Below are 21703 nucleotides of genomic sequence, written 5' to 3'. Positions count from 1 at the left end.
GAAATTAGGAATACTGAAGCAAAAGTGAAGAATTGATAGGCGTTAACCAATTGTGAAACTACTGTAGGAGACGATGATGCCCGAGACATTTGCCATGCACGAAGGAGCGTTCGGTCGCATTTCGCTGCTGCCACTGCGCACGGGATTGGTTTCCCACGCGCACTCGGAAGCGCATATCGTCTGGTGGCTCGGCGGCGCCGACGCTGAGGCGAGGATAGGTACGCAGGTTTTCCGCTTTAGCGAAACGCATGCGGTTGCGGTTAAGCCATTCGAACAGCACGACGGGAAGCTTTTGTCGTCAAGTTCGCCAGCCGTTTTCCTTTCGGTGTATATCAATAAAGAGTGGTTGGACAAAAGGGCCGCGATAACAGGTAGGCCGTTCGTGTTTACCTCCCCTCGTATTGCCATCAGTCCCGAGTTGCGCGCCAGTCTCTGGAAGGTCTTGGACCTGATAATGTTCCATCCGGAGCTACAAGAGAAGATTGAGGTCGCAGCAGAGGAGCTCATTAGTGGTTCAATCCAGACATCGCTGGTTGCACACTCACCGGGTCCGTTGACTGCGGGCGTCCCGCTGCTCAGTCGCAAGTTGAGGTTGGCAATAGTGCTTATGCGCGAAAGAGTTGATGTGCGCACTACAATCGACGAGATTGCGAGCGAGGCAGGATTGTCGAGAGCACGACTGTTTGCGCTATTCCGCGACCAACTCAACACTACACCGCAGGTGTTCTGGAGCGCAATTCGCCTTGAAGAGGCGATTCGTAAGCTGGCGATCGGAGATGTACCCTTGATAAACGTCGCCGATGAACTGGGATTCTCTGCGGCTAGCAATTTTTCACGCTTTTTCAAGGAGCATACTGGCGTTTCGCCTTCTGACTACAGGCGCGCAGCGACAGCTCCGCGTGCTGGTATGGCGTGCGACGCCATTGGGAAATTGCTGTACTTTGCGAACGAAAAATTCGCATGAAATTAGTGTTGCTTATTGTATCGATACCATAGCGTAGTAGGTCTGGAACGAAAGAGCTGGTTTGCTTGCGTTGGCGCGCAACTCCGTAACAGTGTTTTCCGCATTGTGGCGTTTATAAAAAAGATTCGGATATCTAAAATATAAATGAAAGTCCATGAACAAAGGTGTTCGTGGCAAGACCGGAAATACGGAGCTAATTTATCGTGAAGTCCCTCATGCAAGCCATTGTCGTTGCCGGCGTATTCGCCATCCCGGTTGCCTCCTTTGCCCAATCAAATGGTCCGCTCACCCGGGCGCAGGTTCGCGCCGAGTCGGTTGAGCTCGAACAAACTGGTTGGCGCCCAGGCCAGGGTCGAACTACCTATCCGGCGGAAATTCAGGCTGCTGAAGCCAAGGTGGCTGAGAAACACCGTTCGGAACGGATCGGCGGCGGCGATGTGTCCGGTTCGTCGGAATCAGGGCCGTCAGCAGTGTCGAAGTCCAACTAGGACGCGTCGTACCTTTACCCGTTGCGTTTCAATTCCGGACGCCCAGTGAGGATGCCAAAAGTGTTTGACCTGAGCATGTAGTCTGGGCGCGCAGTACCCCTGCGCGCATTCCATCCACCCAGTGTGAATGATCCACTGCTGCGATGGTCTATCAGCTACGAGGCGGAAAATGCGGTGAAGCTATCGGGTCCGAATTTACACTTTGCGTTGACATAGGGAAAATTATTTCTGTCGAATCGGATTGTCGGTGTCGCGGGCGATCGGTCGATTGGGTCGACGCGATTGTCGCTAAACAAGTACACTCTTTCGCAGCTGCGATAGGGTAGAGATCAGTTAAGGCGGTGCGTGCTGCCTTATGCTCTACGTCGTCGCGTGGTCTTTCTTTCTTACGAAACTTCGAGCATGGGAAACAATCAACTATCCAACGTCACCCTCCAGAAAAGCCGGGTCGTCGTAGCGGGCGGCACCTCGGGAATTGGCTTTGCTGTGGCCGAAGCTGCGGCGCAAGCCGGAGCCGAGGTCATCATCGCATCAAGCAACCGTGAACGCGTCGCAGCTGCAGTGGACCGACTGCCTCAAGGCGCTCGCGGAGAGTCGCTCGACTTTACCGACGAGGCACAGGTGAGCGCGTTTTTCACGCGCGTCGGCGCATTCGACCACCTTGTCTACACGGCCGGTGAAGCGCTGCTCCTGCAAAACCTTGCCGATGTCAGCATTAAGGCTGCGCAGCAGGCTTTCGAAGTGCGCTATTGGGGTGCGCTCAAGGCCGTTAAATACGGGGCTTCGCTGATTCGCGCGGGTGGCTCTATCACGCTCACAAGCGGAGTGGCGTCGTCGCGCCCGCTGCCTGCCTGGGCGATCCCGTCGAGCATTCTTGGCGCGATCGAGTCACTGACTCGCACCCTGGCGGTCGAGCTTGCGCCGCTGCGAGTCAACGCCGTAGCGCCCGGTGTCTTGCGCACGGCCTTGTGGGACAATATGAGTGAAGCTGATCGCAATGGTCTTTATGATCACATCGCCGAAAAGATGCCTGTGCGAAGGGTTGGAGAGGCAAGCGACGTTGCTCGAACGTATCTTTACCTGATACAACAGGGTTTTAGCACGGGCCAGGTCATTATTGTCGATGGTGGCCACGTGCTGGTCTAACGGACGACCACGTACCTCGATCGGGCGTTCTCGTCGACGAAGGCCCTCATCAGCGTCGCACCCGGCAGTCCCATTCCGGCGTTGAAAAATTTTCTTTAACGACAACATTTTAAATGACCGGCTATCTTCAAGAGAGCAAAAGCGCCGTGCGCAAGGCGACCACAGCACCAGCGCTGATGGACATGAAATTAGCCGGTGAGAAGATTGCGATGCTGACCTGCTATGACGCAAGCTTTGCTTCGATGATGGACCGCTGTGGAATCGATATGCTGCTGATTGGCGACTCCTTGGGCAACGTGTTGCAAGGCCAAACCACAACCTTGCCAGTTACCCTCGAAGATGTTGCGTATCACACGGCGTGTGTGTCCCGCGGAAATCGATCTGCGCTGGTAGCCGCTGATATGCCGTTCGGCACCTACGGGACGCCCGAGTCTGCGTTTGAAGGCGCTGTGAGATTGATGCAGGCGGGCGCACAAATGATCAAACTCGAAGGTGGTGCCTGGTTGGTCGAAACCGTGAAATTTTTAACGGAACGCAGCATACCCGTGTGTGCCCACCTTGGGTTGACACCGCAATCGGTTCACCGTCTTGGTGGGTTCAAGGTTCAGGCAAAGAAAGCTGAGGACGTCGAACGATTGAAAGCGGATGCAGTAGCACTCCAGGAGGCGGGCGCATCGTTGATGCTCATTGAAGCGATTCCGGCGACGGTGGGCAAAGAACTGACTGACCTGCTTCAAATACCGACCATCGGAATCGGCGCTGGTCCAGACTGTTCCGGTCAGGTCCTTGTAATGCACGACATGTTGGGAATATTTCCCGGCAAGACCGCTCGCTTCGTGCGTAACTTTATGGATGGAATGCCGAGTATCGAAGCTGCTATCGGCGCCTATATCAAGGCTGTCAAGTCGAGAGAATTCCCTGCGCCCGAACACTGCTTTTAGTCCGCATTCGGGATATTGTCAGTCGTTCCGCCACCAGACGGCGGGGCATCAATCCCGCCGCCGTCGCAATCCATGTTGAGGTTAGGTAGGGGTCTGGACTATGAACTACTGCACATTCGGCGCATGCTCGTCGCGACCAAAGTTCGGCTGCGCACTGGCGCTGGTCCCAGTCAGCTAGGACTCGGTCGCTTACACATCGTGCGTACGGCGGAGACCAGCTTGAAACGGCTCGATCGTGTACCGCGGCCGGGCCTGCCGTATCCGCACTGGATGCAACGCTTCCACGACCGTGACCGTTCCCGGCAGGTGCCACGAACTTTAGTTGTGACCGACGTTTCAACTCGATCACTCAACGGACAATCCTTTGAACGTGAGAAATAGATTCCGTGCGGTAGTTCGCTTTATCGATTCTTGTGCCGCTTTCTTTGAAGACATCGCTTTGCTGGGCTGGGGTTGCGAGCGCCTCGACGGTTGCTCCGACTCAGACTGGATCAGTAACCGCAACATAAGACAGCCCCGTGTTGCTCATAGTCTCAGTGTTGCACGACATGTCCCGCTCGCTCGACGAGGTGAACGTCGGATTGGCAAACCAGCGTTTTTAAAAGGCATTCGCGCCACCCGGTGCCAAGGCAGTGAGCTGGGACGTCGTGATGCGAGATTGGCGAGATCATCGCATTCCGCTTGCCGGTCTTCGCGCTCGTGAAGTCAGGCGGCCGCACGTACAGTAGTACCAGGAATGCCTGAGCTTGTGCGTGCAGATCAAGGCGAGTATGCCGGATCGGCAAGCTTGTTTGCCGGCTGCAGGGACGGTGGAATGGCGTCCAGCAGTGTGTCTATCACTACACGCAACTTGTACGGCAGGTAGCGCGTCCGGGGCCAGATAGCGTGCAACGGGACCATTACCGACGAGGCTTCACCGAGGACGCCGACGAGCGCACCCGACTGCAAATGTTCGTTCACCAGCCAATACGGGACGTGTGCAAGCCCAGCGCCATCGACAGCAGCGGCAGCTATCGCCCCGATGTCATCAAATCCAATCCTGTGTGCAATTTCCGTTTCCACCTTACGTCCAGTGGCGTCCGTCAGTGGCCATGGGAATATCCGACCCCCACGCATATAGTTGATGCCTCGGTGCGCGGTGAGATCGGCAAGGTCACGTGGCGTTCCGTTGCTCTCGAGATAGGCCGGTGACGCACAAAGTATCATGCGCTGCTCGCCGAGCCGGCGCGCCACAATCGCATCGCTGTCGGCGAGGAGACCGCTGCGTATTGCGAGATCGATGCCGTCGTCGACGAAGTCGACCAGGCGATCAGTGAAGATCCCTTCAAGCTGGAGTCGCGGATAGCGCTTTGCCAGACTTAGCAAAACGGGCGTCACGTGCAAACGACCGAAAACTACCGGCGCGCTTACCCGTATCCGACCTACCGGCTCGTCGCGCCCTGCTTCGAGGATGTGCTGCGCGGCGTTCAGCTCCTCCAGCGCACGGGCACAACGCTCGTAGAAGACCTGGCCGTCGTCAGTCAGGCTCTGGCTGCGCGTTGTTCGCACGAAGAGTCGGGACCCCAGCCGTGCCTCAAGTCGGGCGATTGATTTGCCTACTGCAGAGCGGGTCAGCCTTAATCGTGCCGCTGCCTGCGCGAAGCTTCCCGCTTCTACTGCAGCCACGAAGGCGCTAATTCCGGCTAGCCGATCATGTGAAACAGGTTCCACTTATTGGTTCCATTTTATCTGCATACTGCCGATCAATATGATGCACTCTGTAGTCCACAGAATCGTTATTCTGCGGCTGTCATCATGTTAATACGGAAGAACACCATGCCGCTCTCGATGCAACGTTGGCAATTGCCTGCTTATGGTCGCACAAATCTGCAACTGGCCGAAGTCGCTGTACCGGTGCCCGGCCCTAGTCAGGTGCTGGTGAAGGTACAGGCAATCGCATTGAACTACCGTGATCTGCGGATCACCCACGATGGGATGGGCATGCCATTGCCGTTGCCCTTCGTGCCAGCTTCCGACATGAGCGGTGAGGTTGTCGTGGTGGGACCGGGCGTCACCAGCTTCGCGGTGGGCGACGCGGTGATCAACACTTTCTTCTCCGGCTGGGTCGATGGCGTCCAGCCACAAACCAGCGTGATGTTCGGCGCGCCAGGGCCAGGCATGTTGTCCGAGTATGTCGTGCTCAACGAGGACTCGCTTGTGCTTGCTCCGCGTTCGCTGGACCCGGCTCAGGCTAGCACATTAACCTGCGCCGGCCTGACCGCCTGGTTTTCGCTGACCGAGAGTGCATCGACTCGTCCAGGCGACACCGTGGTTGTGATCGGAACCGGTGGCGTCGCCCTGTTCGCAGTGCAGATTGCGGCAGCACAGGGGGCACGCGTCATCGTGATTTCCGGCGACGACGACAAGTTGGAACGCGTCAGGCATCTGGGCGCCGCCTATGGCATCAATCGCAAGCGGACGCCGAACTGGGCCGCGACGGTGCGTGAGATCACTGGAGGACGCGGGGCAGACCACGTTGTGGAGTTGGCCGGTGGAGATAACTTCGGCCAGTCGATGCTGTCATTGACACAAGCTGGCCGTATATCGGTTATCGGCATTCTGCAGGGAGACGAGCTGCGGACCTCCGTTTTCCCGCTGCTGCAGGCGCGCGCCACGGTGCAGGGCATTGGAGTCGGGCCGCGCCGTGCACTAGAAGACCTGGTGCGCGCGGTTGACTGGCAAGAACTGAAACCTGTGATCGAGAAAACGTATCGGTTCGACCAGCTCCCAGCCGCGCTGGACCACTTGGAGCGAGGCTCGTTCGGTAAGCTCGTAGTAACCGGCCCCGGGGTTTGAGCCGACAGGTGAACTGGTGAAGCGCTCGCTTCTTTCAACAAACTCTCTGGTGATGCCCCGCTGTTCTGCCTCGTAGGCGGTTGCGTAATTACGCCAATGGCCGGCGCGAGAAACACGCTGTCGCGTTTCGCCTCGAGGCTTTGATCTCCATCTCCGTGTAGGAAAGCCGCCGGGCGAATTCCTGACGTCCAGCAAACATGTCACCCGAGATGTTCAAAGTGGCCGTCCAGTCGCAGTCGCTGGGCGGCCTTTAGTTTTTACAGGCTAGCACGCGTGGATCCTGAAAAAGTGGACTGTCTGATAAGCGAGTGCTGGCAGAGTCACGGGAGCGTGCGAAAAAACCACGAATTCCGGATAAGGCCCGCTCACGGGCTCGACTGTTTGATAACCGATAGGACGCTGCGATAAGCCTGAAATCGCCCCCAGACCTAGAATGCATTCACATGATTCGGACATGCTCTCTATCAAAGCGTAAAGGAAGAGCTGGCCACGCAGGAGACGACCGTGATACCGGTCCACTGCCTCGGCAGTTGCCGGACGCCGCGCGTCGTTGCAGTTGATGCGTGAAATTTTCGATTCCGGCGACCTGCTTAGGAACAGCTACACTTTTCGCACTATGGAAATCTTTCGAACCATTGAGGATTGCCAACAATCTCCCCGAGAAATTGCGGCCCTGGCAAGCGACTATCTGCACGGCTATTATTTTCCGCCGCACCGCCACCTACGTGCGCAACTGATTCATGCGCTGAGTGGTGTCATGACGGTCATAAGCGAGCACGGGAGTTGGGTCGTACCCGCGGGACGTGCCGTGTGGATGCCGACTGGATCGGACCATGCCGTGCGCTTTTTTGGCGACGTCAGCATGCGCACGGTTTTTGTCGCCCCTGATGCCCGTCCCGGTCTTCCAGATGCGTGCGAGGTCATCGAAGTGTCCCCGTTCCTACGCGAGGCAATCGTCGCCGCGACGCGCGTACCGCTGGACTACGAGCTTGGGGGTAGGGATCACCGGGTCATGGAGCTGATTCTCGATGAGCTCGAAGCAGCGCCGCGGCTGCAATTGCACGTGCCCATGCCTCGAGACCCGCGACTCATGTGCTTGTGCGAGCAACTGATCGCAAGCCCTTCCGGACCCGTGATACTCGCAGATCTGGCCGCCGGAATCAACGTCAGCGAGCGAACCCTCGCCCGAATGTTCCATCGCGAACTTGGGATGAGCTTCGGGCAGTGGCTGCGCCGCATGCGGCTGTTGCTAAGCCTGCCATGTCTCGCTGCGGGCGCCTCGGTGTTGCAGGTCGCGATGGAGCATGGCTATGACAGTCCGAGCGCCTTCACCGCGATGTTCCGGCGCACGCTCGGGATCGCACCAACCGCTTATTTGAGCGGGCGGAAATGAATGAATTGAGGTTGGCCGAAAGGTGGCCGGCAAGACGAAGCGACATTGAATTTTTGCTTCTGTTCCCGATACCTCGAAGGGGTGCATGCAGGCAGGCACGCCGATGTCTTAGGGCGTTTATGTTCCGACGGCAGCGCATTAACAGGCTGGCCACCTCATCGCAGGCCGATGCGGGTTGTTGCTGGTGAAGTACCCGGCTGAAGCGGGAAAATCTCTTTCAGAGCAGTTGTCCGTATCGCGACGATGGTTGGCATCCCTTGACGGTACGGTCAAATCAGGAATTGCTAGAGTACACAAACTGTTCCAAACACACCGGGTGTAAACCATGCCGAGTTTCTGTACATATTTTCTCACCACGCGTAGGTCGCGGTCCCGATGGGTCTGCAGCGCCGCTGCAGCTATGACAGCGATCTGCCCTACAACTGCTCGCCTAAGCGTGCCTTTCACGCTTGCGTGTGCGTTTGCGGATTCATCAGTATGACAACTGTCGAACTTCTGGCGCCCCCCGTGCCAAGCCCGCAGATGCCGGTGGCTGCTGCCGCGCCTGCGCTACCCGCTGCGCCACCGGCCCCCGCTGCGCCCACGCCACCCGCTTTCGGACTACGGCTTGCGATCGGACTGGTGGGCGTACTGCTCGCTTCGTTTACCGCGGGGTTGAACGAACACGTCACCGACGTGGCAATGATCGACGTGCGTGGCGCGCTGTCGATTGGCCACGACGAGGGAACCTGGCTGACCGCGCTCTTTGAGGCCACCAACGTCACCGCCATGGCCTTCGCGCCCTGGTGCTCAGTGACCTTCTCGCTGCGACGTTTCACCATCGGCGCGGTCCTCGCTTTCGCATTGTTGGGCTTCCTTTGCCCGTTCGCCACCAATGTTGGAACGCTCGCGGTCCTGAGGGCGCTGCAGGGGCTTGCCGGTGGATGCCTGCCGCCCATGCTGATGACGGCGGCGCTTCGGTACCTGCCGCCCAACGTCAGACTTTATGGGCTTGCCAGCTATGCGCTCACCGCGACGTTCGGACCCAACCTGGGTACGCCGTTAGCCGCCTTGTGGACCGAATACGTCGGCTGGCACATGGTGTTCTGGCAGGTAGTGCCGCTGGGCCTCATGAGCAGCGCGGCGATCGCCTATGGTCTGCCGCAGGATCCGCTGAGGCTGGAACGCTTTCGCACATTCAACTGGGTCGGCTTGCTCACCGGTTTTCCTGCCATCTCGATGATGGTGATCGGGCTTAACCAGGGCGACCGGCTGGATTGGTTCAATTCGCCGCTGATCTGCCTGTTGCTCGTTGGAGGGGGGCTGCTGTTCTGTATGTTCCTGTTGAACGAGTGGTCGCACCCGCTGCCTTTTTTCCAGTTGCGGTTGTTGGCTCGACGCAATTTCACCCATTCGCTGATTACGCTTGCTGGCGTATTGGTGATCCTGTTGGCGGTGTCTGTCATTCCAGCCGACTATCTCACCGAGGTGCGTGGGTATCGGCCGCTGCAGATTGCACCACTGGCGCTGGTCGTCGCCCTGCCGCAGCTTGTCGCGCTACCGCTCACGGCGGCGATCCTCAACATCGAACGTGTTGATTGCCGCTGGGTGCTGGGGATTGGACTGACCCTGATCGCGCTCTCTTGTGCCCTCGGCACCTTCATGACGTCGGACTGGGTGCGCGAGAACTTCTACCTGCTCCAGGCGCTTCTAACGGTCGGCGAACCGATGGCCGTGATTCCGCTGCTACTGCAAACGACTACCGGACTGCCGCCAACCGAGGGCCCGTTTGCGTCGGCCATGTTCAACATGGTGAAGGGCTTTGCCGGGGCGATCGGCATCGGGCTGGTGGAAGGGCTTGGCACCGCGCGTGAACACTACCATTCCACGATGCTCGTCGACCAGTTGGGCGGCGCACCTTTGATCGCCGGACAGGCCGCCGATCACGCGGGGACGTTTACGCAACTGGCCAGCAGGATCCATGAGCAGGCGATCGTACTAATGTCGGCGGACCTCTATCTCGTCATGGCGGTCTTTGCCGCCGCCCTTGTGCTGCTCATTCCCATCGTGCCTGTGCGTGTCCGTCCGCCCCGCGCGCCCACCCAGACAACTTCTCGCTGAACACATCGAAAATGTCACAATCTACCCGACCATCCAGAAAGCCCGTCCTGCTTGGGGCCTTGGCCCTCCTATTAGCCGGCTGCGGCTGGGGCGGCACAAAGCTGCTCTCCCAACAACCCGTCGCTGAGTCGACAAACGACGCCTATGTCACCGCCGATTACACGCTTGTTGCACCGCGTGTTGCTGGCCAGATTGCCGAGGTTCTGGTCGACGACAACCAGGTGGTGAAAGCGGGCCAGCTTCTGGCGCGTATCGATGACCGCGACTACCGCGCCGCCCTTGCCAGTGCGCAGGGTGACCTGAATGTAGCCGCGGCCACCGTGGGTGATTTTGACGCGAAGATTGCGCAGCATCCCGCAGTCGTCGCACAGGCGCAAGCGACCTTGCACTCCGACGAAGCCGCCATTGACTTCGCGCGCGCCAACGCCACGCGCTATCGCAATCTTTCCGCTGGCGGCGCCGGCACGATGGAGGAGCAGCAGCACGCCGTGACCACGCTCGATCAGCAACAGGCTGACCACGATCGCGACAGTGCTGCGCTGCAAGCTGCCCAGCAGGATCTTGATATTCTGCGTGCGGGGCGCACCAGAGCGCTCGGCGAGTTGGCGCGCGCCCAGGCCGCGCTCGATCAGGCGAAGCTTAACCTTTCCTATACGGAAATCCGCGCACCGATAGACGGTATGGTCGGCCAGCGCTCGATCCGAGTTGGCGCAATCGTTGCTGCGGGCACGCCGTTGCTGGCCGTGGTACCGCTGTCACAGGCTTATGTCGTCGCCAACTTTCAGGAAAACCAGCTTGACCATATGCACCCGCATCAGCCGGCTCGCATCACAGTGGACAGCTTTCCGGGTCTTGTCTTGACCGGCCATGTCGACAGCGTTGCGCCGGCGACGGGTATCGCGTTCGCGCCGGTCGCGCCAGACAACGCAACGGGCAACTTCACCAAAATCGTGCAACGCATGCCGGTGAAGATCATCCTCGATCCGGGTCAGCCGGGCGTAGCCCGGTTGCGCGTGGGCCTTTCGGTCGAGCCGACGGTCGATGTCGCAGCAAGTGACACATCAGTTAAAGAGGCGGGGACAAACTGATGGCACACTCCTTGTCCATTCGGCCCGTTCTGCTGGCTCTGCTGTCAGGTGCCATGCTTGCGGGTTGCACGCTCGGACCGAATTTTCAGCGGCCCAATGTTTCAGCACCCAATGATTTCACCCGTGCCAACCAGGCTGAGGCGCCGAGCCGACCCGTCGAGGCCACGCTCGCGCCCGAGTGGTGGTCCCTGCTGGGAGACTCGGACCTGGTGGCATTGGAGTCGCGGCTCGCGACCGACAATCTCGACGTCAAGGCCGCCTCGGTTCGCCTGCTGGAGAGCCGCGCCGGGTTACGCATTGCAGGCGCGGAACTGTATCCGACGTTAAGCGGTGCTGCGTCTTACGACCGGGAGCGGGCGAGCCCGAATGGCATCTTTTCGCTGCTGGGCACCACTCCCGCAGGAGTGCAGCCCGAATCCGCGAATGGAGAAACCGCATTCGGTGTTTCCAGCTTACCTGGCTCGAGCGGATCGCCGCCCTACAACCTATGGCAGTACGGCTTCGATGCGTCTTACGAGCTGGACCTGTGGGGCCATGCGCGGCGCGGCGTGGAAGCAGCCAACGCGGCAGTGCAGGCCTCGGCTGAGGAACGCCGCGCTGTCCTGCTCTCCGCGCAAGCCGAACTTGCCCGTGACTATATCGAGTTACGAGCTACACAGACCCTGCTTGACATCACGAACCAGAATCTCGCGCTCGCCAACTCTACCGTCAAGCTGACACGATTGCGCATGACCGAGGGCGCTACGACCCCCCTCGATGTTGCCAACGCATCGGCGCAGGTTGCGTCGATCGAAGCGCGGCTGCCGCCGCTGCAGGCGCGCCGCGACGCACTTATCAACGCACTCAGCTTCCTGCTCGGCGAACAACCCGGTGCACTCGCACAGATGTTGGGAGCCCCGCGCGACATTCCATCGCTCCCGGCTCGTGCGCCGATCGGCTTTCCGTCGGAACTGGTACGACGCCGCCCCGACATCCGGCGTGCGGAAGCACAGTTGCATGCTGCAACTGCCGAGATTGGCGTTGCCCAGGCTGACTTCTATCCGCAGATCTCGCTCACGGGTAGCCTTGGTTCGCAGTCGCTTCAGCTTTCGAGTCTGGGTGACTGGGCTTCGCATCAGTTCGTCTTTGGTCCTTCCATTTCGATGCCCATTTTCCAGGGCGGAAGACTCAGGGGCACGCTCCAGTTGCGCAAGGCCCAGCAACAGGAAGCAGCGATCGGCTTCCAGCGTACGGTCTTGCAGGCGTGGCATGAAGTGGATGACGCATTGTCCGCCTACGATGCCGAGCAGCGCCGCCGTGATAATTTGAAGGAGGTGGTGCAGCAGGACCAGCTCGCGCTTTCGGTCGCGCAGCAACGGTATCGTGAGGGTGCCATTGATTTCCTCAACGTGCTCGCCGTACAGAAAGACCTGCTGGCCGCACAAAGCGAGCTGGCGCAGAGTCAGGCGGACGCTGCAGTCAATCTTGTGACCCTGTACAAGGCCCTCGGTGGTGGTTGGGAAACGGCTTTCCCGGAGGATGCTTCATCCACTGCGGAGCACACCGGGTCAACGCCGCTGAAAACCGTTAGTACGGCAACCGGCGCATCAGCTCCGCAATGACCGCTGAAGTTGTGCACTTCCATCCAGCCCATCGCTGACGCAAATCCGTAAGCAGGCTGGCTCTTGGTTCCCATCCTGTGGCTCCCGCTTTCGTTTGAACAAACTTTGGAGAAGCAATGGTGTTCCTGCATGTCAATGGTACGGGCTACGAGCTGGATGTTCCAGGTGATATGCCGCTGCTTTGGGTGCTGAGAGACGTGATTGGTCTCACCGGAACCAAGTTCGGTTGTGGCATTGCCCAGTGCGGCGCGTGTACGGTTTATCTGGACGGCGACGTTGGCCGCGCTTGTGTGACCCCGGTGGCCACTCTGGCAAACCGCAAGGTCACCACCATCGAAGCCGTGGCCAACTCGCCTGTCGGGAAGCGGGTGCAACAGGCATGGCTTGACATTGATGTAGTGCAATGCGGTTATTGCCAGTCGGGACAGGTCATGTCAGCGGCCGCACTGCTTGGCCGCACCCCGAAACCGACGGACGCGGACATTGATGTTGCAATGGCAGGAAACATCTGTCGTTGTGGGACATACGAGCGGATTCGAGCAGCCATTCACCTGGCAGCGGAGGCGGCGTGATCGACGAGAACGGGGTCGAGTACAGCCGGCGTGCGTTTCTGAGGATTGGCGGCGGTGTTGGTTTAACCGTAGGCGGAATGCTCCTGTTTGGCGTTAGTTTGCCGGTAATTGCGGCTCCAGTATTGAGAGCGGGCAATCCGCTAGTTGATTCTTCCGATCTCACTGATACGCAGAGCGATTTCGTCCCGAATGTGTTTGTCCGTATTGCACGGGATGGACGTATCAGGCTGGTCATGCCTAAGGTGGAAATGGGGCAAGGTGTTTATACATCAATTCCGATGCTGATTGCTGAGGAACTCGAAGTATCTCTCGACAGTGTCGAAATCGAGACCTCGCCTCCGGTTTCCGAGCTTTATACCGATCCGCTGCTAGGTGCGCAGATTACGGGGGGATCGAATTCAATACGCTATGCGTGGGAACCCCTGCGACGCGCGGGGGCCGCCGCACGAGTTTTGTTAATTCAGGCAGCGGCCAGTCAGTGGAAGGTGCCCCCTGAGAGCTGTCATGCTGAGAATGCGCGGGTCATTCATGGACCGACCGGCCGCACGCTGGAGTACCGGCAACTGGTTGAGATGGCTATGAGTTTGCCGATCCCGAAAGACCTCGCCAAGACCGTTACGCTGAAGGATCCGCGGCGGTTCCGCCTTATTGGCAGGCCAGTGAAACGCCTTGACTCCCCAGAGAAAGTTAATGGAAGCGCGGTATTTGGTATCGACGTCCGGGTTCCGGGGATGCTTTACGCGGTTTCTATTACAAGTCCGGTGGCCGGAGGTAAGGTCAAAGCGGTTGATGACCGGTTTGCCCGAAAAATCCCGGGTGTACGCCAGGTCGTTACGCTCGAACGCACTGTCGCGGTCGTCGGCGATCATACCTGGGCAGCAAAGCGAGGTCTCGAAGCCTTGGTGATCGAATGGGATGACGGCCCGAACGCGTCGCTCGATACACAGATACTGCAGCGGGATCTGCAAACGGCGGCATTGAGAAGCGGGGTCGTGTCGCGGCAGGTCGGTGATGTGGAGGAAGCGTTCGCCAAACACACCCTGCATTATGAGGCCGAGTACGGTCAGCCGTTCCTCGCACATGCTCCCATGGAGCCACTAAACTGCACAGTTCATGTCAGGCCGGACGGCTGTGACATATGGACCGGAACGCAAGTGCCGGTTTGGGCAGTGGACGCCGGCGTGAATTATACGGGCTTGCCGCGGGAGCGAATCGTCCTCCATAACCGGCTCCTTGGTGGGGGCTTTGGCCGGCGCAGCGAAGTGGACATTGTCATCCAGGCTTTGCAGATCGGGAAGCATGTGAATGCACCGCTCAAGCTTACGTGGATGCGGGAGGAAGACATTCGTCAATGTACGCTTCGGCCCATGTACCACGACAAGATCGCGGCTAGTCTCGACGAACACGGTTGGCCCGTAGGCTGGCGGCACACTGTGGCCGGCTCATCTGTACTTGCGCGTTTTCAGCCGACGTACTTCAAAGGCGGTCTTGACCGGGACGCCGTTGCCGTCGCTTCCGATCTGCCTTATGCGATACCCAATCAAAGGATCGAGTATGTCAGACAGGAGCCGCGTGGAATCGTCACCGGCTTCTGGCGTGGCGTAGGACCGGTACGAGGAACCTTTGTCGTTGAAAGTTTTATCGACGAACTGGCAGCGCGGGCAAAGACCGATCCCGTCGCTTATCGTCGGGCGCTGCTGTCGCCTACACCGCGTGCGCTTCATGTTCTCGATGTCGTCGCTCGTGAGGCGGGATGGGACCAACCCCTTGATGCGGGCGCCGGACGTGGGGTGGCAGTGATGCATGCGTTTGGCAGCTTTCTGTCTGCGGTCGTCGAAGCAGACGTTCGGAATAGCGAAGTCCACGTGCGGCGGGTAGTGATCGCTGTAGATTGCGGGCATGTAATCAATCCGGATACAGTCGACGCGCAGATTCGGGGAGGCGTGATTTTCGCCATCACTGCAGCGCTATATGGAGGCATCACAATCGATCGAGGTCGAGTCGTGCAAGGCAACTTCAATGACTATCGCATCTTGCGTATCCATGAAACACCTCGCATCGAAGTTCACGTAGTGCAGAGCAACGAATCGCCGGGCGGAATAGGTGAAGCAGGGTGTGCGGTTCTGGCGCCAGCCCTTATAAACGCCATCTTTTCAGCGACCGGCAAGCGCCTGCGTCACTTGTCAGTAGGAAACCAGCTGGCCGACGGCAACTTCGCTTGAGGACAATCGGTAATGAATGTTTCTACGTTCCGTGGCGTTTGCGCGTCAATACTTTCACTCCTCGCATTCACTGCAAGCGCTCAAAGTCAGGATCCCAATTATCAACTGGTCGAACGAGGAGAATATCTTTCCCGGGTCGGAAACTGCGCAGCCTGTCATACCGCGCCCGGCGGTGCTCCGCTGGCAGGTGGCTTACCGATGGCTTTGCCGATGGGCAGGATTTTCTCCACGAACATCACGCCAGATCCGGTGACCGGTATCGGCAAGTATACCGAACAAGACTTCTCCCGAGCACTCCGTGAAGGTGTGGCGAAGGATGGCCACAACCTCTATCCGGCGATGCCGTACACATCCTTTGCGAAGGTGAACGACGCGGATGTGCATGCACTATATGTATATTTCATGCATGGGGTGCGTCCGGCACAGAAGAACAATCGGCAACCGGACATCAGTCCGCTGCTCGCCATTCGCTGGCCGATAAAGATCTGGAACGCAATCTTTCTGGACTCAAAGGTCTATGAGCCTGTGTCGGGTCGGGATGCGCGGTGGAATCGCGGAGCTTATCTAGTCCAAGGTCTGGGGCATTGCGGAGCATGCCACACCGCGCGCGGTGTGGCTCATCAGGAGCTTGCACTTGACGGCTCGCGGGCGGGATTTCTCGGCGGTGCGTTAATCGACAACTGGTACGCATCCGATCTGACCGGAGACTCGAATACGGGACTAGGACAATGGACCGAGGAGGAAGTTTCGGAATTTCTTAAGAGAGGATCAAACCGGCACGCCACCAGCTTTGGCTCAATGGTTGAAGTCATCAATCAAAGTACGCAGGGTATGACTGATGCCGATGTGGCTGCGATGGCGCATTACCTGAAGTCATTGCCCCCAGCTCGTGATTCGGCGGAAGGGAGGGCCGTATACATTTCACAATCTGCGTTCGCATCCCCCACTTCTGATAGAACACCGGTACAAAGCGGGAAGGGCTTGTATGCGATCTATTGTCTGCAATGCCATGGCGCCGACGGGAAGGGAGTGGCGCCACTGATTGCGCCTCTTCAGCGCAACCCGAATCTGCTCGAAACCGATGCGTCGTCATTGATCAACGTCTCACTGAACGGGACGGGCAGGGTGGTGATCCAGGGTGTCCCGGCGGCGTACCCGATGCCGTCCTTTGGCGCAGTCATGAGCGATCATGACATTGCGGAGGTGTTGACTTACATCCGTGGCAGTTGGGGTAACCACGCGGATGCCGTAGGCGAAAGGAGCGTCGCATTAATGCGCAACCGAACGAAATCTGCTGCAGAGCAAGAGTAAGGCTCGTGTCCCAGGATCAATTTCGGAACGGTCGGTATCCAGTTGTATTGCTGTGCACCCAGAGCGCTCACCCTGGCTCTCGTAAACATGGACTCTTTGATAATTGTCAGGACACTGCGATAAGCCCGAAGTCGTACCCAGACCTAGAATAGATTCACAGGATTCGCTTGCGAAAGCTATCTGATCCATTCCACTTAATTTTTAGCCTTTTCCGCGCAGGAGTATTGGTGTGAAAACTATTCTTTCGGCTCTTGGCCTTGCCTCTCTTCTGATAGTCGGAGCTGCCGCTCATGCGGATTCGGTGTCCGGTTCCGCTCAGAATCAGAACACGCCCACCCAGTCACCGGCCAGCTTGGATCAAGGCGGTACAGAGGCCGGGGCAACCGCTTACGGTAGTCCGAATAGGGGGCTAACCCGTCAGGAAGTGCGTGAACAATTGATTCAGGCCCAGAACGATGGGCAGCTGAAAGCGTTGAATGCTGCGCTCTATAGTCGGCCCTAAACAATTCGTTCCGCACCCGGCCAGCGTCACGCAATGCCGTCGGGGCAATCGTCGGACCGAAGTGCCCGGGCGGCACCGCGACCTTCAACACTGGTGAAATCAACGTCAAGTCAACCTCGGCGCGGATACGCGACTAGACGATCCGATAAGCGTGCGATTGAACACACACCTAGAATTCATCCACAGAATTTGCAGTTTCTGGTTGTCCGAACAAGGTTCAGAAAAAGAGGGGTAGTTCTTTCCTCGAAATAGATGAAGTCAGGAGACAGCGTGGCGCTTACCGTGCACGAGAGCCTAGTACCACTCGATGCCGTCAACCCGGATATGAACGGGTGCGACCAATCGAGTACCGTCGCAATCTGCCGTACCTGCCCGAGGGACAGGCCGCACAGCGGTGAGCAGGGACTGGCTCTCTATAACGAAATAAAGGAAAGGCTGACCAGCCAGGGTATGACCGTGATGCTGGTCCACTGCCTCGGCAGTTGCCGGACGCCGTGCGCTGTTGCGCTTGATGCGCCGGCGAAGCCACGGGTACGGCTGTCCGGCCTGAAGGACGTCAATGCGCTGGATCTGATCGATGCAGCACTTGGGTACCGGCAGGCGGCATCGGATGACGTGAGCGTCATGACGCTTCCGGCGATGCTGCAGCAACACGTAACTGCGATTTCACCGAAACGGAAACGAAGCGCAGCATAAAAGAGCGGTGCGATCGACGCACCACATCACCTTCATTTCATCAACCCACTACATTCAGGAATGACATATGAAACTCAAATACGATGACGTAGGAACAGGTACGCCGGTCGTGTTCGTGCACGGACTCGGCGGCACGGGTAACGTTTTCGGAGCGCAGGTTGCGGCACTCTCGCCCAGCTTTCGGGTTGTGGTCCCGGATATCCGTGGCTGCGGCCGCAGCGACAAGGCACCGATTTCCATCGATGCGCTGGTCGCCGATGTCGTGGAGCTGATCGACGGTGCGGGTTTTGAAAGTGTCCATCTGGTCGGGCATTCGCTGGGCACCGTCATCGTGCAGCGTCTGGCTCTCGAGCATCCGCAGATGGTGCGCAGCATTGCGTTGATCGGGCCGATCCAGGCAGCGCCGGAGGCAGCGAAAACGGCGATCCGCGATCGTGCGGAGCAGGCCAGGAAGGTTGGTCTGGCAGGCATTGCCGACGCGACCGTGAAGGGCGGCACGTCGCCTGAGACCAAGCGGGATCATCCGGAGCTGGCGGCTTTCGTGCGGGAGCTTGTGATGCGACAGGATCCCGAAATGTACGCGCAAACCTGCGAGATGATTGTCGGCCTCGAACCGGCGGCAATCGAGAAGCTGCGGATTCCGGCGCTGGTTGTGACGGGCGATCAGGATGCAACGTCGCCGCCTGCGACTGCGAAGGGCATTGCCGACAAGATTCCGGGCTCGAAGTATGTCGAACTGGCGCAATGCGGTCACTGGACGCCCATCGAAAAGGCAGCAGCCGTGAACGAATTGCTGCTCCAGTTCCTGACGAAATAAAACGCGCAAGCCATGCTGCGGTGTCGTGCTGAGGTGAAGACGTGCAGGAGCCCGACACCGCAGTCGGAGATGTCAATTTCTCTGAAATCTCTGATCGTGCCTGGGTCTTCGCGCCAACAGGCAGGACATTGGATCACTCCTTCCAGTAGGAAGATATGAAGCTAGTACGCTTTGGTCATACAGGTGCCGAGAAGCCAGGTATCGTCGGGTCGGACGGGGTCGTCCGCGATCTGTCCGCACACGTATCAGACATTGATCCGCAACTGATCGGGGCGGACTCGCTACAGGGCCTCGATTCAAGGGAAATCGACGCCTTACCAGCAGCGCCCGCTGGTTCCCGGCTTGGTTGTCCCATCGGAAATATCGGCAAGGTGGTCGGAATCGGACTGAACTATCGCGAGCACGCGAAAGAAGCGGGCGCCGAGATTCCAAAGGAGCCAATCATCTTCCTTAAGGCGAATACGGCCATCACAGGTCCGTTCGACGACGTCGTTCTTCCGGAAAACTCGACGAAATCGGATTGGGAGGTGGAACTCGGCGTTGTGATAGGGCGTCGTGCGAGAAATGTTTCAGAGGCCGTGGCGCTCGATCATGTCTTTGGATACGTCATTGTGAATGACGTATCGGAGCGTGAGCATCAGCTCGAGCGAGGCGGTCAGTGGACCAAAGGCAAGAGTCATGACACGTTTTGCCCTATCGGCCCCTGGCTGGTAACTCGGGACGAAGTGGGCAACGAGCAGGCGCTGGATCTGTGGTGTGAAGTGAACGGTGGGCGAGTGCAGCATAGCAATACAGCAGACATGATTTTCTCTGTCGCGCAGTGTGTCAGCTATGTCAGCAAATTTATGACTCTGCTTCCGGGTGACGTGATCATAACGGGAACGCCACAAGGCGTCGGCCTTGGCTTCACGCCGCCGCGTTACCTCGACGGTGGATACACCATGCGCCTTGGCATCGCGGGTCTCGGCGAACAGTGCCAGTCGGTCAAGCGTTATGGGCGTGGGTAAGACATCATCGAGTGTGCAGTAAGATCGCTTGGGATTCCGGAGGATCATCGTCGTCAGGTTGGAACCTTTGAGCCGCTGACTCCGCAGATTCGAATGCGGGCTTAGGACGTGCAGAACGCTCTTTGGTACTGTATTTGCTGGACGTCTGGCCCACACTGACGGCAATGATTCAGAAATGAAACTGGGGTTTTTGCATCGTATTGGAGGAAGTTATGTCGCTTAAAGGTAAACGGATTGTCATTCTCGGCGGATCGTCGGGAATGGGTTTCGCTACGGCGAAGGCTGCGGCAGACGAAGGTGCACTTGTCGTCATTGCGTCTAGCAGCCAGGAGAGGGTAGCGAAGGCGCAGCAGCAACTGCCGCCGAGTGCGGAAGGTCATGTGCTCAACCTGCAGGATGAGGCTAGCATCAAGTCGTTCTTCGAGAAGATAGGAGCGTACGACCATCTGGTGTATACGGCCGGCAATCCTTTGCTAATGGCTGATCAGAAGGACTTGAGCTTCAAGGATGCGCAGGCATTTTTCGGAGTCCGCTACTGGGGTGTTTTCCTGGCCACGAAGTACGGTGCGGGCCAGATTCGTGAGGGGGGCTCGATCGTCCTTTCCTCCGGGATGGCAGCGCGCCGCCCCCGTAAGGGCTCGTCCGTGGTGTCGAGCGTCTGCGGCGCGATTGAAGCGCTTGCGCGTGCGCTTTCGGTGGAACTTGCGCCGCTGCGGGTCAATGTGGTTTGCCCTGGAACGGTCAAGACCAGCCTTTGGGATAGCTTCCCTGAGGCTGTCCGTAAGGCGACATTTCAACGCGCTGAAGAAAACCTTCTCGTCAAGCATGCCGCTGAAGCACATGAGGTGGCCGAAGCTTACCTCTATCTGATGCGAGGTAGCTTTACGACGGGCCAAGTTGTAGTCGCCGATGGCGGGGCATCGGTGGCCTGATATCCGAGCCGCATGTCCAGACAACCGGCGAAAAAACTCGCACCAGACTAAAGCAGGAAAATTGGAATGACAGTTAGGAAAAATGTTCTCGTCGTAGGTGCCTCGCGTGGGCTCGGTCTTGCTCTTGCGGAGGAATACTGCGGCCGGGGCTGGCATGTAATTGCGACGTCGCGGGGCAAGTCCGCCGGACTTGCAAGCCTGCTTGAGCGCTATCCGGAATCGCTTGAGCTTGAGACCGTGGATATCGTGGACCTGGCCTCGGTGAGAACCCTGCGCACTCGACTCGAGGGGCGCAAGCTCAATACGCTCTTCGTCAACGCTGGCATCGCCAAGGCGAATGAATTGACCTCGGTCGAGGTGGATGAGAAGGACTTCTTCGACATGATGTTGACGAACACGCTCAGTCCAATGCGTGTCATCGAGGTATTTCGTGACATTGTCGCGGAGAATGGCGTGATGGCAGCGATGTCGTCCGAGATCGCCAGCATTACAAATAGTATCGGGTTCTGGGAGCTATACAGTTCGAGCAAGGCAGCGCTGAATATGCTGATGAAGGCGTTCTCGACACGCCATCCGGACGATTCGCGCGCACTTCTCCTGGTCGCTCCAGGCTGGGTCCGCACTGAAATGGGCGGACCGGAGGCAACCTTCGAGATTTCGGAGAGCATCCCGCTCGTGGTCGACGTGGTCGAGCGCAACGCAGGCGTGTCGGGACTTCGCTATACCGACCGTTTTGGCGAAATCCTGCCGTGGTGAGAAAGACGCACGGCGCGACAATTTTCGCGGTCGATTGGTGTGAACGCCACACGTCGATCGATGAGCGCGTCGTCTACGCAAAACCGGTGGGCTATCAGCCGTGGGGTTGGTAGCCTATCGCGACGGCACTCTTTGTCGATGACATCGGGCAGGGCAATGGCCGCTGCCGCGACATTGCTCAACTGCCGCATTCGGCGTCCACCCGGTGGTTAGCCGTCCTACGCCACCGAAACGAAGGGACAGCCTTCCAGACAAGCGTCCTGGCGCTCAACTCCGCGGTCGACGCAGCCCGCGTAGGCGAACAGGGCGTGGATTTGCCTTCGGTCTTTTTT

General features: G+C 58.5%; 19 protein-coding genes. 18 read left to right on the top strand and 1 reads right to left on the bottom strand.

Annotated features, from left to right (window positions below; all coding sequences use genetic code 11):
- The first annotated feature begins 73 nt into the window (after positions 1-73).
- From BUS12_RS14930 to panB, 4 genes are all read left to right on the top strand, one after another.
- The gene (locus tag BUS12_RS14930) at positions 74-964 is read left to right on the top strand and encodes a helix-turn-helix domain-containing protein (protein ID WP_253190078.1); all 891 of its coding nucleotides are present in this window, start codon (positions 74-76) and stop codon (positions 962-964) included.
- Positions 965-1167: 203 nt separating this feature from the next.
- Positions 1168-1452 (top strand): DUF4148 domain-containing protein, encoded by a 285-nt coding sequence (locus BUS12_RS14925; RefSeq protein WP_074296359.1) that lies wholly within the window; start codon positions 1168-1170, stop codon positions 1450-1452.
- A 402-nt stretch (positions 1453-1854) separates the two neighbouring features.
- Positions 1855-2598, top strand: coding sequence for an SDR family oxidoreductase (locus BUS12_RS14920; RefSeq protein ID WP_074267563.1), 744 nt, complete (start codon positions 1855-1857; stop codon positions 2596-2598).
- A gap of 113 nt (positions 2599-2711) precedes the next feature.
- A complete protein-coding gene (gene panB / locus BUS12_RS14915; protein ID WP_074267564.1) occupies positions 2712-3539 on the top strand; it encodes a 3-methyl-2-oxobutanoate hydroxymethyltransferase in 828 nt (275 codons plus the stop codon).
- A gap of 759 nt (positions 3540-4298) precedes the next feature.
- Here the strand turns inward: panB and BUS12_RS14905 are convergent.
- Complete coding sequence (locus BUS12_RS14905) at positions 4299-5249, bottom strand: LysR family transcriptional regulator (protein ID WP_074296358.1); 951 nt, start codon at positions 5247-5249, stop codon at positions 4299-4301.
- A 105-nt stretch (positions 5250-5354) separates the two neighbouring features.
- Here BUS12_RS14905 and BUS12_RS14900 point away from each other — a divergent pair, with 105 nt between their 5' ends.
- The 14 genes from BUS12_RS14900 to BUS12_RS14840 all read left to right on the top strand — a co-directional run bounded on the left by BUS12_RS14900 (position 5355) and on the right by BUS12_RS14840 (position 21371).
- A complete protein-coding gene (locus BUS12_RS14900) occupies positions 5355-6374 on the top strand; it encodes a zinc-dependent alcohol dehydrogenase family protein (protein ID WP_171991643.1) in 1020 nt (339 codons plus the stop codon).
- A gap of 559 nt (positions 6375-6933) precedes the next feature.
- On the top strand, positions 6934-7767 hold the full coding sequence (locus BUS12_RS14895; protein ID WP_367117612.1) for an AraC family transcriptional regulator: 834 nt from the start codon (positions 6934-6936) through the stop codon (positions 7765-7767).
- A gap of 522 nt (positions 7768-8289) precedes the next feature.
- Positions 8290-9867, top strand: a complete 1578-nt coding sequence (locus BUS12_RS14890) for an MFS transporter (protein WP_216352726.1) — start codon at positions 8290-8292, stop codon at positions 9865-9867.
- An 11-nt stretch (positions 9868-9878) separates the two neighbouring features.
- Positions 9879-10955, top strand: a complete 1077-nt coding sequence (locus tag BUS12_RS14885; RefSeq protein ID WP_074267567.1) for an HlyD family secretion protein — start codon at positions 9879-9881, stop codon at positions 10953-10955.
- Positions 10955-12556: an efflux transporter outer membrane subunit gene (locus BUS12_RS14880; protein ID WP_083611635.1), complete on the top strand. Its 1602-nt coding sequence runs from the start codon at positions 10955-10957 to the stop codon at positions 12554-12556. Before BUS12_RS14885 ends, BUS12_RS14880 begins: the two co-directional genes overlap by 1 nt.
- Positions 12557-12672: 116 nt before the next feature.
- Complete coding sequence (locus BUS12_RS14875) at positions 12673-13128, top strand: (2Fe-2S)-binding protein (protein WP_074267569.1); 456 nt, start codon at positions 12673-12675, stop codon at positions 13126-13128.
- A complete protein-coding gene (locus BUS12_RS14870) occupies positions 13125-15350 on the top strand; it encodes a xanthine dehydrogenase family protein molybdopterin-binding subunit (protein ID WP_074296355.1) in 2226 nt (741 codons plus the stop codon). The genes BUS12_RS14875 and BUS12_RS14870 overlap by 4 nt, the downstream gene beginning before the upstream one ends.
- 12 nt (positions 15351-15362) lie before the next feature.
- Positions 15363-16661 (top strand): c-type cytochrome, encoded by a 1299-nt coding sequence (locus BUS12_RS14865; protein WP_074267571.1) that lies wholly within the window; start codon positions 15363-15365, stop codon positions 16659-16661.
- A 229-nt stretch (positions 16662-16890) separates the two neighbouring features.
- Positions 16891-17163, top strand: a complete 273-nt coding sequence (locus BUS12_RS38185) for a DUF4148 domain-containing protein (RefSeq protein ID WP_074267572.1) — start codon at positions 16891-16893, stop codon at positions 17161-17163.
- A gap of 270 nt (positions 17164-17433) precedes the next feature.
- Positions 17434-17859: a DUF1636 family protein gene (locus BUS12_RS14860; protein ID WP_167379439.1), complete on the top strand. Its 426-nt coding sequence runs from the start codon at positions 17434-17436 to the stop codon at positions 17857-17859.
- Positions 17860-17926: 67 nt separating this feature from the next.
- A complete protein-coding gene (locus tag BUS12_RS14855) occupies positions 17927-18676 on the top strand; it encodes an alpha/beta fold hydrolase (protein ID WP_074267574.1) in 750 nt (249 codons plus the stop codon).
- A 155-nt stretch (positions 18677-18831) separates the two neighbouring features.
- Positions 18832-19683 carry a fumarylacetoacetate hydrolase family protein gene (locus BUS12_RS14850; protein ID WP_074296354.1) on the top strand — a complete coding sequence of 284 codons (852 nt, stop codon included), beginning with the start codon at positions 18832-18834 and terminating at the stop codon, positions 19681-19683.
- Positions 19684-19895: 212 nt separating this feature from the next.
- Positions 19896-20615 (top strand): SDR family oxidoreductase, encoded by a 720-nt coding sequence (locus tag BUS12_RS14845; protein WP_074267576.1) that lies wholly within the window; start codon positions 19896-19898, stop codon positions 20613-20615.
- Positions 20616-20681: 66 nt separating this feature from the next.
- The gene (locus tag BUS12_RS14840; protein WP_074296353.1) at positions 20682-21371 is read left to right on the top strand and encodes an SDR family NAD(P)-dependent oxidoreductase; all 690 of its coding nucleotides are present in this window, start codon (positions 20682-20684) and stop codon (positions 21369-21371) included.
- The last annotated feature ends 332 nt before the right edge of the window (positions 21372-21703 follow it).

The organism is Paraburkholderia phenazinium, assembly GCF_900142845.1.
Taxonomy (GTDB): Bacteria; Pseudomonadota; Gammaproteobacteria; order Burkholderiales; family Burkholderiaceae; genus Paraburkholderia; species Paraburkholderia phenazinium_A.
Note: the sequence above shows the minus strand (reverse complement) of the source record. Positions and strands in the feature narration are given on the sequence as shown.